The following is a 13,563-nucleotide window of genomic DNA, read 5'->3' as shown; positions in this document are numbered from 1 at the left end:
TAATCTGACACTGCGTCAGTTATTAGTGCTGTCACGACAGGAGCGGGCGGACCGATGCTTGGATCAACCCACGGCACCCTCACCACCGACTCCCGCCGGGCCCGGGTCGTCGCGTGCGGCGAGCAACCCGGGCCCGCCGTCCACGGCCGGCCCGCCGAGGTCGACGATCTCGACGTCGGCGGCCGTCCGCTGTATGCCGACGTCCCCGATCTGGACCGCTTCTTCCGTCCGGAGTCGGTCGCCGTGATCGGCGCCTCGGACGCCGAGGGCCGTCCGAACACCGGTGTCACCCGGCAGTTGATCGACTGGGCGGACCGGGTCGGAGCCCGGCTGCACCCGGTGCATCCGACCCGCCCGTCGGTCTTCGGCATCCCCTGTGTGGCAGCCGTCGCGGACCTGCCCGAGCAGGTCGATCTCGCCGTTCTGCTGGTCGCGGAGCCTCTTCCGCTGATCGGGCAACTGGCCGAGGCCAAGGTGAAGTTCGCGGTCGTCTTCGCCTCCGGCTTCGCGGAGACCGGCGAGGAGGGGGTGGCGGCGCAGGAGCGTCTCGCCGCCGCCGTGACGGAGTCCGGGATGCGGCTGCTGGGGCCCAACACCAACCTGAACGCCTTCTCGTCGTTCCGCGACGACCTCGACGGGCCCGGGATCGCCCTCATCACCCAGTCCGGACACCAGGGCCGCCCGGTCTTCGCCCTCCAGGAGCTCGGCATCCGCCTCACCCACTGGGCCCCCACCGGCAACGAGGCCGATCTCGAGAGCGCCGACTTCCTCTCCTACTTCGCCGAGCGTCCCGAGGTCGGCGCCATCGCCTGCTACCTCGAGGGCCTGAAGGACGGCCGCTCCTTCCTGCTCGCCGCCGACCGGGCCGCCCGCCGCAAGGTGCCCGTGGTCGCGGTCAAGGTCGGCCGCACCGAGACCGGCGCCCGCACGGCCGCCTCCCACACCGGCAAACTCACCGGCGCGGACACGGTGGTGGACGCCGCGATGCGGCAGTACGGCGTGATCCGCGTCGACGGTCTCGACGAACTCCAGGACACCGCGGCCCTGTTGGCCCGCGCGAGGCCGCCGCGCGCCGAGGGGGTCGTCGTCTACTCGATCTCGGGCGGCACCGGCGCGCACTTCGCCGACCTGGCGACGGAGGCGGGCCTCAGGCTCCCCACTCTCCCGGAGGCGAAGCAGACCGAACTGCACCAGTGGATACCGGAGTTCCTGAGCGTGGCCAACCCCGTCGACAACGGCGGGCACCCGGTCGGCGACTGGCGCGGCCGGAAGATCATCGACGCGATCCTCGCGGACCCCTCGGTCGGGGTACTGATCTGTCCGGTCACCGGGCCCTTTCCTCCGCTGAGCGACCGGCTGGTGCAGGACCTGGTGGACGCGGCCGAGCAGACCGACAAGCTGGTCTGCGTGGTGTGGGGTTCGCCCGTCGGCACCGAGCCTGCCTACCGCGAGGTCCTGCTCGGTTCCTCCCGGGTGGCCACCTTCCGCACGGTCGGCAACTGCATCACCGCGGTCCGCGCCTACCTCGACCACCACCGCTTCGTCAGCGGCTACCGCTCCCCCTTCGACGAGGCCCCGCGCACCCCCTCGCCCTCCTTCCGCAAGGCACAGGCCCTGATGCGCCCGGGCCAGCAGCTGAGCGAGCACGCGGCGAAGCAGCTGCTGCGGGCGTACGGGATCCGGGTGCCGCGCGAGCAGCTGGTGACCAGCGCGGCGGCGGCCGTCCGTGCGGCGGGCCTGGTGGGCTATCCGGTGGTGATGAAGGCGTCCGGCGCGAAGATCGCCCACAAGACCGAGCTGGGCCTGGTGAAGATCGGCCTGACCTCCGCCAGCCAAGTACGGGACGCCTACCGCGAGCTGACCGACATCGCCCGCTACGAGGACGTCTCGCTGGACGGTGTCCTGGTCTGCCAGATGGTCGAGCGGGGCGTGGAGATGGTCGTGGGGGCCGCGCACGACGAGCTGTTCGGGCCGACGGTGACGGTCGGGCTCGGCGGGGTCCTGGTCGAGGTGCTGCGGGACACGGCCGTGCGCGTGCCGCCCTTCGGTGAGGAGCAGGCCCGGGACATGCTGGACGATCTGCGCGGTCGGGCCCTCCTCGACGGGGTCCGGGGGCGGCCGGCCGCGGATCTCGACGCCCTCGTGGAGGTCGTGCTGCGCGTGCAGCGCATGGCCCTGGAGCTGGGGGACGAGGTCGCGGAGCTCGACATCAACCCGCTGATGGTGCTGCCCCGGGGGCAGGGGGCGGTGGCGCTGGACGCGTTGGTGGTGTGCCGGTGAGCGAGGTGCGGCACATCGTCGACGGCCAGGTCTCGTACATCACCCTCAACAGGCCGGAGGTGCTCAACGCCCTCACGCCCGGTCAACGGGACCTGGTCGTCGAACTGTTGGACCGGGCGTCGGCCGATCCGGACGTGCGGGCCGTCGTCCTCACCGGAACCGGCCGCGGCTTCTGCGCGGGTGCGGACCTGCGAGGGGCCTCCGGTGCGGGAGAACGCGTCGCCGGCGATGTGGCCCGCACCCTGCGGCTGGGGGCCCAAAGGCTGATCGCGGCCGTCCTGGACTGCGAGAAGCCGGTGATCGCCGCGGTGAACGGCACCGCGGCCGGCCTCGGCGCGCACCTCGCCTTCGCCTGCGATCTCGTACTGGCGGCCGAGTCGGCCAAGTTCGTCGAGGTCTTCGTCCGCCGGGGCCTGGTCCCCGACGGCGGCGGCGCCTACCTCCTCCCTCGTCTGATCGGCCCGCGGCGGGCGAAGGAGCTGATGTTCTTCGGCGAGGCGCTCACCGCTCGCGAAGCCGAACGGCTGGGTCTCGTCAACCGGGTCCTGGAGGACGAGGAGCTGACCAAGACGGCCCGCGAATGGGCCGAGCGCCTGGCCGCCGGCCCGACCCGCGCCCTCGCCCTGACGAAACAGCTCGTGAACGCCTCCCTGGACACCGACCGCGCCACCGCCTTCGCCGCGGAGGCCGCCGCCCAGGAGATCAACATGACGACGCAGGACGCGCAGGAGGGCGTGGCGAGCTTCGTGGAGCGCAGGAGCCCCGAGTACCGGGGCCGTTGACGGTCAGACGGGGACAACCCCCTTCCTATCTGACGATCCGTCAGCTTCAATGGGGGTGTGATGGGACAAGCAGGAATGGCCGAGGCCGCCGTCCGCTACCTCCGGTCCGGCAGGAGCCTCGCGGTCGAGGCGCTGCCCCGCCCGGAGCTGCGGTGTGTGCGGGAGGACGAGCGCGCGCCCGTCGAGCAGGCCGAGTTCCGGCGCGTGCTGGGATTGTTCGCGAGCGGCGTGACCGTGGTGACGGCACCCGGGCCGCCCGGCGAGGAGCCGGCCGGTTTCGCCTGCCAGTCCTTCTCCGCCCTCTCCCTCGACCCGCCGCTCGTCGCCTTCATGGTGGGCCGTACGTCGACGACCTGGCCCCGCATCGCCCAGGCGGGCGCCTTCTGCGTGAACGTCCTGAGCGCGGAACAGGGCGAGTTGTGCAGGGCGTTCGCGGTGAGCGGCGCGGACAAGTTCGCGGGTGTGGCCCACGCCCCGGCACCGGCCTCCGGCTCTCCCCGCCTCGCGGGCACCCTCGCCTGGATCGACTGCACGATCCACGCGGTGCACACCGGCGGGGACCATCTGATCGTGGTGGGGCGGGTGGACGCACTCGGGCCGGGCGACGGAGACGGCGAACCGCCCCTCCTGTTCCACAAGGGGCGGTTCCTCTAGAGGTCTAGGCCGCCGCCGCCAAGGGCACCGCGGCGGGCCTCCTCCTGATCACCAGCGCCATCAGCGCCGCCGCCGCGCACAGCGCGCCGGACGCGTACCAGATCATGTCGTACGAGCCGAACACGTCCCGGGCGACACCGCCGAGGAAGGCGATCAGCGCCGCGCCGACCTGGTGGGAGGCGAGAACCCAGCCGAAGACGATCGCGCTGTCGTCGCCGTACTGCTCGCGGCACAGGGCGACGGTGGGCGGGACGGTGGCGACCCAGTCGAGGCCGTAGAAGACGATGAAGAAGAGCATCGGCGGGTGGACCGAGGGGGCCAGCAGCATGGGCAGGAACAGGAGCGAGATGCCGCGCAGGGCGTAGTAGACGGCGAGCAGGCGGCGCGGTTCGAAGCGGTCGGTGAACCAGCCGGAGGCCACCGTGCCGACCACGTCGAACACGCCGATCACCGCGAGCAGCGAGGCGGCCGCGGTGACGGGCATGCCGTGGTCGTGGGCGGCGGGCACGAAGTGGGTCTGGATCAGGCCGTTGGTGGAGGCGCCGCAGATCGCGAAGGTGCCGGCCAGCAGCCAGAAGGGGCCGGTGCGGGCGGCCTTGAACAGGACCATGACGGCTCGGCGCGCGGCGCCCGGGACCGGCTCCGGCTTCGGCACGAACTCCTTGGCGCCGTACGGCTTCAGGCCCACGTCGGCCGGGTGGTCGCGCAGCAGCAGCCAGACGAAGGGGACGACCGCGAGGGCGGCGAGCGCGACCGTGATCGCCGCCGGGCGCCAGTCGTGCTTCTCGACCATCCAGGACAGCACCGGCAGGAAGATCAGCTGACCGGAGGCGGAGGCGGCGGTCAGGATGCCGGTGACCAGGCCGCGCCGCTCGGTGAACCAGCGGTTGGTGACGGTCGCGGCGAACGCCAGGGCCATCGAGCCGCTGCCGAGACCGACGAGCAGGCCCCAGTACAGCATCAGCTGCCAGGCCGCCGTCATCCACACGGTCAGGCCCGAACCGACCGCGATCACAGTCAGCGCGACCGCGACCACCCGCCGGATGCCGAAGCGGTCCATCAGCGCCGCCGCGAAGGGCGCGGTCAGGCCGTACAGCGCGAGGTTGACGGAGACGGCCGCGCTGATGGTGCCCCGCGACCAGCCGAAGTCGTCGTGCAGGGGGTCGATGAGCAGGCCCGGCAGGGAGCGGAAGGCGGCCGCTCCGATGATCGTCACGAAGGTGACGGCGGCGACGAACCAGGCGCGGTGGATACGAGGGGCCGACTGGTGTTCCGTGTGGGCTGCCTGCACGGCGGCTTCGCTTGTCTGGGTCACGACATAGAGCTTCCGTCCTGCGCCGCCCCGGATCCATTGGCCCGAAGGACAGCATTCGTTAGGATCGGGCCATGAGCCCTGACGGTCGTCCCCCGGAGTTCCGCCCGCACCGCGTGGTCGTCCTCGCCATGGACGGTGTCCTGCCGTTCGAGCTGGGCATCCCGCACCGGATCTTCGGCCGCCCAAGGGACGCCGAGGGGCGCCTGCTGTACGAGGTCCTCACCTGCTCGATCCGCCCGCCGGGCCCGGTGCGGACCGACGCCGACTTCGCCGTCCAGGTCGAGCACGGACCGGAGATCCTGGCGACCGCCGACACCGTGATCGTCCCGGCGTCCTACGAACTGGGCCCGGTCTTCGAGCAGGGCGTGCTGACCGACGAACTGGCCGCCGCCCTCGCCCACATCCGCCCCGGCACCCGGCTCGCCTCCATCTGCACCGGCGTCTACGTCCTGGCCGCCGCCCGCCTTCTCGACGGCCGCCCGGCCACCACGCACTGGGCCGACTCCGACCGTCTCCAGCGGCTCTTCCCGCAGGTCAAGGTCGACCCGGAGGTCCTGTTCATCGACGACGGGGACATCCTGACCTCCGCGGGCGTGGCCGCCGGAATCGACCTGTGCCTGCACATGGTGCGCCGCGACCACGGCACGGCGATCGCCAACGACGTGGCCCGCCGCACCGTCGTACCGCCGCACCGCGACGGCGGTCAGGCGCAGTACATCCACCGGCCCGTGCCCGACCCGCAGCAGGCGACCACGACCTCGGCCCGCGCCTGGGCGCTCGGCCGTCTGCACGAGCCGATCCAGCTGCGGGACATGGCCGAGCAGGAGGCCATGTCCGTGCGCACCTTCACGCGCCGCTTCCGCGAGGAGGTCGGCGTCAGCCCCGGCCAGTGGCTCACCCAGCAACGAGTGGAACGCGCCCGGCATCTCCTGGAGTCCACCGACCTCTCCGTCGACCAGGTCGCCCACGACGCGGGCTTCGGCACCGCCCAGTCGATGCGCCAGCACCTACAGACGGCCCTCGGCGTCACACCGACCGCCTATCGGCGCACCTTCCGGACCGGGAGCGGGACCCTCGACCACGCTGCCGGACACTCCGACGGCGTCGGCGCCCCGCGCTGAGCTCCCCGCGCGGCGCACCTCCCCCCACCACCCGACCCCCGTCAGCGCGAGGGTCAACGCCACCCCGGCCAGGACGGCGGTGGACGGCACCGTCACCTTGAGCAGGACTCCGGCGAGCGAACCCGTGGCCGCGTAACCCGCGCCCGCCGCCGCGTACATCACGGAGTAGCCGGCGGCCAGCGCCCCGGGCGGAAGCGCGTCGCGCAGGGCGAGGTTGCGGGTGACCAGCGCGCCCGACTGGAGCAGGCCGCCCACGGCGAGCGCGGTCGCGATCCCGGCGGTGTTCGGTATCACCGCGATGAGCGTCACGCAGACCGAGGTGCCGCACATCAGCACCACACTGCGGGTGCGCAGCAGACCGGGCCAGGTGCGCAGGCCGTAGAGGAACGCCCCGAGTCCGCCGCCCACCGCAAGGCCGGTCAGCAGCGGTCCCGACCAGCCGACGGCTATGCCGCGCTGTTCGAGCAGGGCGGGAAGGACGAGTTCGGCGAGGCCCAGCAGGCTGAGGCTGGCCGCGCCCGTGACATACACCGGCCAGGCGCCCAGCAGCAGCCGGGGCAGCGATCCGCCGGACCACGCGCCGCCCGCCGAGTCGTCCACCGTCCATCCGTCCGGGAGCAGCCACAGTCCCGCGACCGACGCCGCCATCAGCGCGGCGGCGAGCAACAGGGGTACGTGGGGCGCGACTTGGAGGGCGAGGCCGGCGACGGCGGCCGGGGAGACGGCCCAGATGACGGAGTTGAGCATCGATTCGGTGGACAGCGCCTGCGCGACGGCCCGCTCCGGGACCAGCTCGGTGAGCAGTGCGCGCAGCCCGCCGGTCGCGGCGGCGGGAGCGGCCCCGGCCAGGAAGGCGAACGCGCCCAGCACCAGGGAGGGCGCGTCGGGAAACACCCCGAGCCCCGCGAACCCGAAGGCCCCGGTCGCGAGCCCCGCCGCCAGCCGGGGCCGGGGACGCTCGGGGGGCAGCCGCATCCCGAGCACCGGGGCGCCGACGATCTCACCGATCACATAGGCCGCCGCGAGCACCGCTCCCAGCGCGTACCCTCCTGGTCTCTCGCGCACCAGGAAGACGAGGGCCAGTGGAGCCATCGCCACCGGCATACGGGCGCCGACGGACGTGCAGGCCCAGACCAGGACCTGCGGGGAGGCGACGTCTCGGTAGGTCATGCGTCGAAGCTAGGGCCCGGCACTGACATCGCTCCAAGGGTTTTCCAGGGCCTGTGGAAAACCCCGCCCGCTGCCTAGAACGTGAGCACGCCCCGAGCCACCCGCCCCGCCTCCGCGTCCCCCACCGCCTTCTCGAAGTCCTCGATGGGATAGGTCTCCGTGACCAGCTCGTCGAGGAACAGCCGTCCCTCCCGGTAGAGCTCGGCGTACAGCGGGATGTCCCGCTGCGGCCGCGACGAACCGTAGCGGCAGCCGAGGATGGACTTGTCGAGGAACATCGACGAGACGACGAAGGACGCCTCCGCACCCGCCGCCGGGACCCCCAGCAGGACCGCCTGGCCGTGCCGGTCCAGCAAGTCCACGGCGGCGCGCACGAGTTCGACCCGGCCGACGCACTCGAAGGCGTGGTCCACGCCGTGCGGCAGCAGGTCCCGTACTCCCTCCGCCGCCGTCAGGAAGTCGGTCGCCCCGAACTGCCGGGCCATCGCCTCCTTCGCCGGATTGGCGTCCACCGCCACGATCCGCGACGCCCCCGCGATCCGCGCGCCCTGGATGACGTTGAGCCCGATCCCCCCGGTCCCGATGACCAGCACGCTCTCCCCCCGGTCCACCCGGGCCCGGTTGAGCACGGCCCCCACCCCGGTCAGCACCCCGCACCCGATGAGCGCGGCGGACGGCAGGGGAATGTCCTTCGGGATCCGGACCGCCTGGACGGCCTTCACCACCGTCCGTTCCGCGAAGGCGGAGTTGCACGCGAACTGGAACACCCGCTCCCCGCCCCGCGAGAAGGGTTTTTGGGGCCGCCCGATGGCTTTGCGGCACATGGTCGGCCGCCCCCGGTCGCAGTCGGCGCAGGCACCGCAGTTGGCGAGCGTGGACAGCGCCACATGGTCCCCGGGCCCGACATGGGTGACCCCGTCCCCCACCGCCTCCACCACGCCCGCGCCCTCATGCCCCAGCACCACCGGGACCGGGAACGGAATCGTTCCGTCCACCACGGACAGGTCGCTGTGGCACAGCCCGGCCGCCGAGATCGCGACCTGCACCTCCCCGGGTCCCGGATCCCGCACCTCCAGATCGTCGACGACCTGGATCTGCCTCCCGTCGAACAGCACGCCGCGCATCAGACGACCCCCTTGGGTTCCCTGGGCAGACCGAGCACCCGCTCGGCGATGATGGTGCGCTGGATCTGGTCCGAGCCGCCGTAGATGGTGTCGGCCCGCGAGAACAGGAACAGGTGCTGCAGGGCGTCGAGTTCGTACGGTGAGGAAGGGGACCAGTCTCCGGGCCCGACCGTCGCCTCCGCCCCCCGCACGAGCATCGCCAGTTCCCCGAGCCGTTGATGCCACCCCGCCCACAGCAGCTTGGCCACGCTGGAGGCCCCGGCGTCCCCCGAGCCCCCCAGCGTCCGCAGGGCGTTCCACCGCATGGTCCGCAGCTCGGCCCACTGCCGCACGAGCAGCGCCCGCACGACCGGATCGGAAGCAGCGCCAGTCCGTACGGCGGTCTGCACCACCCGCGTCAACTCCTCGGCGAACCCGACCTGTTGGGCCAGCGTGGACACTCCGCGCTCGAACCCCAACAGACTCATCGCCACCTGCCAGCCGTGCCCCTCACCCCCCACGACATGCTCCGCACGCGCGTGTGCCCCGTCGAAGAAGACCTCGTTGAACTCACTGGTCCCGGTCATCTGCCGAATGGGCCGCACCTCGATGCGCCCCGGCTGGTCCATGGGAACGAGGAGGAACGACAGCCCGTGATGCCGGCGGGAGTCCGGATCGGTCCGTGCGAGGACGAAACACCAGTCCGCCTCATGAGCGAGGGACGTCCAGATCTTCTGCCCGCTGATCCGATACGTCCCGTCCTCGACCCGCGTGGCCCTGGTCCGCACCCCCGCGAGGTCGGACCCCGCCCCGGGTTCGCTGTACCCCTGGCACCACAGCTCCTCCCCGGCGGCGACGGGAGGAAGAAAGCGCGCCTTCTGCTCGTCGGTCCCGTGCGCCAGGAGAGTGGGAGCCAGCAACTTCTCCCCGATGTGCCCGGACCGCGCCGGCGCCCCCGACCCCGCGTACTCCTCGGCCCAGACGACCTGCTGGGTGAGGGTGGCGGTCCGGTTGCCGTACCCGGATTCCTCCCAGCCGATCCCGATCCACCCGGACTTACCGAGGGTACGTTCCCAGGTACGGCGGTCCTGGGCCCCGTCCACGTGGCTGGACAGCCATTCCCGTGCCTCGCTGCGAAACGCCTCGTCGTCAGCACTGAACCCAAAGTCCACGAACGTCTCCTCTCAGTACTGGACGAGTTGAGAACCAGGGGCGCGGGGCTGCATCGATTTGCGGCTCCGCCGCGCGGGCGCGACAAGCCACAGACAACCCGCAGCCGCCCCACAAGGAGCACCCCCGAGCCACTAGGCATTCGGCCCAGAAAGCAACGGCATCGGATCCACTCCCACGCTCCCCGGCAAAAACTCCGCGATCGTTTCCGGCGTCCACCCGCCGGAGGCATACGCGGCGCGCAACTCCCGAGGCTGAGCCCACACCGCGATCTTCGGCCCCGCCACGGTGTACACCTGCCCGGTGATCTCCTGGGCCCGCGCCGACAGCAGGTAGACCACCATGGCGGCCACGTCCTCCGGCTCCCCGATCTCCGTCAGCTCGAACGGCACGTTCGCCGACATCCGCGTACGGGCGACAGGCGCCACCGCGTTCGCGGTCACCCCATATTTGTGCAACCCGAGCGCCGCACTACGGACCAGCGAGATGATCCCGCCCTTCGCCGCGCTGTAATTCGCCTGCGAAACCGACCCCTGGTGATTCCCGCTGGTGAACCCGATCAGGGTCCCCGCCCGCTGCTTCCGCATCACCGCGGAGGCCGCCCGGAACACCGTGAACGTCCCCTTCAAATGCGTGGCGAGGACCGGATCCCACTCCTCCTCGGTCATGTTGAACAGCATCCGCTCACGCAGGATCCCGGCGACGCAGACGACACCGTCGAGCCGCCCATAGGAGGACAACGCGACATCGACGACGCGCTGCCCACCCGCCATCGTCGAGATGTCGTCGGCCACGGCGACGGCCTCACCCCCGGCCGCCTCGATCTCCTTCACCACACTCGAGGCGACATCGCTCGCAGGGGACGCCCCGTCCACGGAGACGCCGTAGTCGTTGACGACGACGCGCGCCCCCTCCCCCGCCGCGGCCAGCGCGACCGCCCGCCCGATCCCCCGCCCCGCGCCGGTCACGGCGACGACCCTGCCTGCCAAGAAGTTCCCCATGCCCGGCCCCTTCCCGCGGTTTCTGACGGACCGTTAGATTTTATGACCTGTCAGATGTGCGGACACAAGCCCCGGGGAGGGCCCGATGTCACTTCCGGCCGCGTTCCACGACATCGCCAAGCGCGTGAACAACTGGGGTCGTTGGGGCGCCGACGACGAGATCGGCACCCTGAACCTGATCACCGACGAGGTCGTTCGCGAGGCCGCCGCGACCGTCCGCACGGGTCGTCGCATCCCTCTCGCCCTGCCCCTCAGGCAGGACGGCGTGCAGACCGGGATGATGCCGGGCCGGGTCAACCCCCTGCACGTGATGGTGCAGATCAACCAGGAGATCTTCGGACCGGGAACGGTCGCCTGCAGCGACGACGCGGTGACCATGGGCCTGCAGGCCGCCACCCACTGGGACGCGCTCACCCATGTCTCGCACTCCGGCATGCTCTACAACGGACGCCCGGCCGGCACCATCACCCCGCACGGCGGCGCCGAGTTCAGCGGTATCGACAAGGCGCGGCACGTGGTCTCGCGCGGGGTACTGCTCGACGTGGCCCGCGCGCGGGGCGTGGACCGGCTCGACGGTGGCCACGCCGTGACCCCCGAGGACCTGGAGGCCGCCGAGGAACTCGCGGGCACGCGCGTGCGTGCCGGTGACATCGTGCTCGTACGGACCGGACAGATCCAGGTGTATCTCGCCGGGGACAAGGAGGCGTACGCCTATCCGTCGCCGGGCCTGTCGGTCCGCACCCCGGAGTGGTTCCACGCGCGCGATGTCGCGGCGGTCGCCAACGACACACTCACGTTCGAGATCTTTCCGCCCGAGATCGAGGACCTGTGGTTGCCGGTGCACGCCCTGGACCTGGTGGAGATGGGGATGCTGCAGGGCCAGAACTGGAACCTGGAAGAGTTGTCCACAGCCTGTGGACAACTTGGCCGGTACGCGTTCCTGCTGTCGGCGATGCCCGAGCCGTTCGCCGGCGGCACCGGAACGCCGGTGGCCCCGGTGGCCGTTCTGTGAGGTGGTCGGTCGGCGGCGCGCAACCCGCCCCGAGCACGGTCTCGCGCGCCGCCGTCATCGACTTCCTTCCGCCCTGAGGAAATCGACACCGCGTCACGATCCACACTCGTCGGGGGCTTCCGTCACCGAAGCCCTCGGCGTCCCCTCGCGGCGAATCGCTGACCACCAGCGTCATCAATCGAACACGCTGCGTCAACACCGGTACGGGGATTTATTACTTACGACCCATTTGCCATGACCGCGCACGGATGCACGTCCCGGCGCACCGACCCGCCTCGAGCAAAGGGTGACGGCGGCCTCTGCGACCGTGCGCCGGTCACACCGCCTCGAACGCGAACCCCTCATAGGCCGAGGCGTCGATGTCGTAGGTCTCCGCGCTCTGTCGCGGCTGCTCGCAGCGGTCGAGCTCGCACCAGATGCTCTTGCCCGTGCCTTCGGGGCTCCAGCCCCAGCGGTCCGCGAGGCCGTCGACCAGCGCGAGGCCGCGGCCGCCGGTCGCCTCACCGTCGGCGCAGCGCGGCACCGGGGCCCGGCCGCTGCGGTCGGCGACCTCGAGACGGACGGTGGCCGACTCCACCTCGGCATCCGGCAGGGACAGGCGCAGGACGGCCGGCCGGCCGGTGTGCACCACGGCGTTGGTGACGAGCTCCGACACGAGCAGGATCAGGATCTCGGCGAGCGGTTCGTCGAGCTCCATCCCGCATACGGCGAGCCGCGAACGGGCCCACCGCCGGGCTCGCCCCACCTCTGCGGGGTCGGGCCGGATCTCCAGCTGCACTTGAAGCACCTGCACCGCTCACACCATCCGAACCGGCGGGCACATGGCCTCGCGCCTCACGAGGGCCACGATCGTAGCCATTTTTTGCATGACCAGAACAATGACCAAAGCCGGGGTCACAGAACGTGAATCCCTTACAGGACAGCATGGTTGACGTACAGTCACGCCAACAAGCGCTTCGGGCATATTCCAGCGCGAAGGATTACCCGTGCGGGATACTGTGCGACGCCCACCACGGGAAGTCGAACAAGCGGTGACCGCAGGGCCTCCCGCCCCGCGAACAGCGGCGCGCATCGCCGGGTCCGGGGCCGCCTCTTCGGCAACACCGGCATGGCTCATGCTCGGAACCACTCGCATCTCACACAAGGTACCGGAGCGGGGCGCCGACTCCAGGACGTGACGAGTCACACATAGGACACAACCCGATACCAACGCTCCGTGATTCCGGTATGCCACAATCCGCGACATCCGCTCCGGACCCGCCGGGGTGCGGGCCGGTCGCGGGCGCCTCAGGCCAACAGATCGACGGCGAGCAACTCCTCACTCTCCGCACCGCCGCCGGCCCTCCGGGCCCGCACCCAGGCCCGCTTCAGATGCAGCTGCACCTCGCACTCCCAGGTGAAGCCCATCCCGCCGTGCACCTGGAGACAGTCCCTGGCACCCCGCTCGGCCGCGTCGTCGGCCAGCAGCCGGGCCGCGGCGACGTCCACCGGGTCGGCGGTCACGGCGGCCGCGTACACCGCGGCCCGGGCGGTCTCGGCCCGCACCAGCATCTGCGCACACAGGTGCTTGACCGCCTGAAAGGCCCCGATCGGCTGCCCGAACTGCTCCCGCGCCCCGGCGTGTTGCACAGCGAGCTCACACACGCGCGTGGCGGTACCGAGCTGCTCGGCGGCGGTCAGGAGTACGGCAACGGGGTCGGAGACGTGGAGGGATCGGGACACAGGGAGACCCGACGGCGAGGGGCCGCGCGCGGGGTCAGTGGTGGAGAACCGGCCGGAGGCGGTCGTGGAGGACCGGCCCTGGGCAGCCGCGGAGTACCGGCCGGGGGCGGTCTCGGAGGACCGGCCGGCGGCGGCCGCGGAAGGAGAACCAGCAGCCTCGCCGGAAGACGAACCAGCCGCAGTCGCGGAACGCGAACCGGGGGCGCCGACGAAAGCCGAGCCGGACACGGCAG

Annotated in this window: 12 protein-coding genes; 5 read left to right on the top strand and 7 right to left on the bottom strand. The window is 71.5% G+C overall.

Features of this window, described 5'->3' with window-relative positions:
* The first annotated feature begins 54 nt into the window (after positions 1–54).
* From OG841_RS26265 to OG841_RS26255, 3 genes are read left to right on the top strand one after another with little or no spacing between them, the layout of a single operon-like run.
* Complete coding sequence (locus OG841_RS26265; RefSeq protein ID WP_328639254.1) at positions 55–2,280, top strand: acetate--CoA ligase family protein; 2,226 nt, start codon at positions 55–57, stop codon at positions 2,278–2,280.
* Entirely contained in the window at positions 2,271–3,062 is a 792-nt protein-coding gene (locus OG841_RS26260; RefSeq protein ID WP_365119196.1) for an enoyl-CoA hydratase/isomerase family protein, read from the top strand. The genes OG841_RS26265 and OG841_RS26260 overlap by 10 nt, the downstream gene beginning before the upstream one ends.
* A gap of 60 nt (positions 3,063–3,122) precedes the next feature.
* Entirely contained in the window at positions 3,123–3,716 is a 594-nt protein-coding gene (locus tag OG841_RS26255; protein WP_365119198.1) for a flavin reductase family protein, read from the top strand.
* A 4-nt stretch (positions 3,717–3,720) separates the two neighbouring features.
* Here OG841_RS26255 and OG841_RS26250 read toward each other — a convergent pair whose 3' ends face one another.
* The gene (locus tag OG841_RS26250) at positions 3,721–5,031 is read right to left on the bottom strand and encodes an MFS transporter (protein WP_365119200.1); all 1,311 of its coding nucleotides are present in this window, start codon (positions 5,029–5,031) and stop codon (positions 3,721–3,723) included.
* Between the two features lie 71 nt (positions 5,032–5,102).
* On the opposite strand from OG841_RS26250, the gene OG841_RS26245 reads away from it, so the two are divergent.
* Complete coding sequence (locus OG841_RS26245; RefSeq protein ID WP_365119201.1) at positions 5,103–6,152, top strand: GlxA family transcriptional regulator; 1,050 nt, start codon at positions 5,103–5,105, stop codon at positions 6,150–6,152.
* Here the strand turns inward: OG841_RS26245 and OG841_RS26240 are convergent.
* The 4 genes from OG841_RS26240 to OG841_RS26225 form a co-directional block, all read right to left on the bottom strand.
* On the bottom strand, positions 6,039–7,322 hold the full coding sequence (locus OG841_RS26240) for an MFS transporter (protein ID WP_365119203.1): 1,284 nt from the start codon (positions 7,320–7,322) through the stop codon (positions 6,039–6,041). The two genes, OG841_RS26245 and OG841_RS26240, sit on opposite strands and share 114 nt — an antisense overlap.
* Positions 7,323–7,396: 74 nt before the next feature.
* Entirely contained in the window at positions 7,397–8,446 is a 1,050-nt protein-coding gene (locus tag OG841_RS26235) for a Zn-dependent alcohol dehydrogenase (protein ID WP_328639260.1), read from the bottom strand.
* Positions 8,446–9,597: an acyl-CoA dehydrogenase family protein gene (locus OG841_RS26230; protein ID WP_371566942.1), complete on the bottom strand. Its 1,152-nt coding sequence runs from the start codon at positions 9,595–9,597 to the stop codon at positions 8,446–8,448. The genes OG841_RS26235 and OG841_RS26230 overlap by 1 nt, the downstream gene beginning before the upstream one ends.
* 132 nt (positions 9,598–9,729) lie before the next feature.
* Complete coding sequence (locus OG841_RS26225; RefSeq protein ID WP_365119207.1) at positions 9,730–10,596, bottom strand: SDR family oxidoreductase; 867 nt, start codon at positions 10,594–10,596, stop codon at positions 9,730–9,732.
* An 85-nt stretch (positions 10,597–10,681) separates the two neighbouring features.
* On the opposite strand from OG841_RS26225, the gene OG841_RS26220 reads away from it, so the two are divergent.
* Positions 10,682–11,608, top strand: coding sequence for a cyclase family protein (locus OG841_RS26220; RefSeq protein ID WP_266384638.1), 927 nt, complete (start codon positions 10,682–10,684; stop codon positions 11,606–11,608).
* A 316-nt stretch (positions 11,609–11,924) separates the two neighbouring features.
* Here OG841_RS26220 and OG841_RS26215 read toward each other — a convergent pair whose 3' ends face one another.
* Together OG841_RS26215 and OG841_RS26210 are read right to left on the bottom strand one after the other, a co-directional pair.
* Complete coding sequence (locus OG841_RS26215; RefSeq protein ID WP_328643570.1) at positions 11,925–12,386, bottom strand: ATP-binding protein; 462 nt, start codon at positions 12,384–12,386, stop codon at positions 11,925–11,927.
* 509 nt (positions 12,387–12,895) lie between these two features.
* Positions 12,896–13,558, bottom strand: coding sequence for an acyl-CoA dehydrogenase family protein (locus OG841_RS26210; RefSeq protein WP_371570827.1), 663 nt, complete (start codon positions 13,556–13,558; stop codon positions 12,896–12,898).
* Positions 13,559–13,563: the final 5 nt, after the last annotated feature.

It is taken from the genome of Streptomyces canus, assembly GCF_041435015.1.
In the GTDB taxonomy this organism is placed as follows: domain Bacteria; phylum Actinomycetota; class Actinomycetes; order Streptomycetales; family Streptomycetaceae; genus Streptomyces; species Streptomyces canus_G.
The sequence above is the reverse complement of the archived record's forward strand: the minus strand, read 5'-3'. Positions and strand labels throughout refer to the sequence as shown.

What these genes read in the sequence shown, in the direction of transcription:
- OG841_RS26235 (WP_328639260.1), bottom strand. Translation starts at nt 8,446, where the DNA reads ATGCGCGGCGTGCTGTTCGACGGGAGGCAGATCCAGGTCGTCGACGAT.
- OG841_RS26245 (WP_365119201.1), top strand. Translation starts at nt 5,103, where the DNA reads ATGAGCCCTGACGGTCGTCCCCCGGAGTTCCGCCCGCACCGCGTGGTC.
- OG841_RS26255 (WP_365119198.1), top strand. Translation starts at nt 3,123, where the DNA reads ATGGGACAAGCAGGAATGGCCGAGGCCGCCGTCCGCTACCTCCGGTCC.
- OG841_RS26240 (WP_365119203.1), bottom strand. Translation starts at nt 7,322, where the DNA reads ATGACCTACCGAGACGTCGCCTCCCCGCAGGTCCTGGTCTGGGCCTGC.
- OG841_RS26225 (WP_365119207.1), bottom strand. Translation starts at nt 10,596, where the DNA reads ATGGGGAACTTCTTGGCAGGCAGGGTCGTCGCCGTGACCGGCGCGGGG.
- OG841_RS26220 (WP_266384638.1), top strand. Translation starts at nt 10,682, where the DNA reads ATGTCACTTCCGGCCGCGTTCCACGACATCGCCAAGCGCGTGAACAAC.
- OG841_RS26265 (WP_328639254.1), top strand. Translation starts at nt 55, where the DNA reads ATGCTTGGATCAACCCACGGCACCCTCACCACCGACTCCCGCCGGGCC.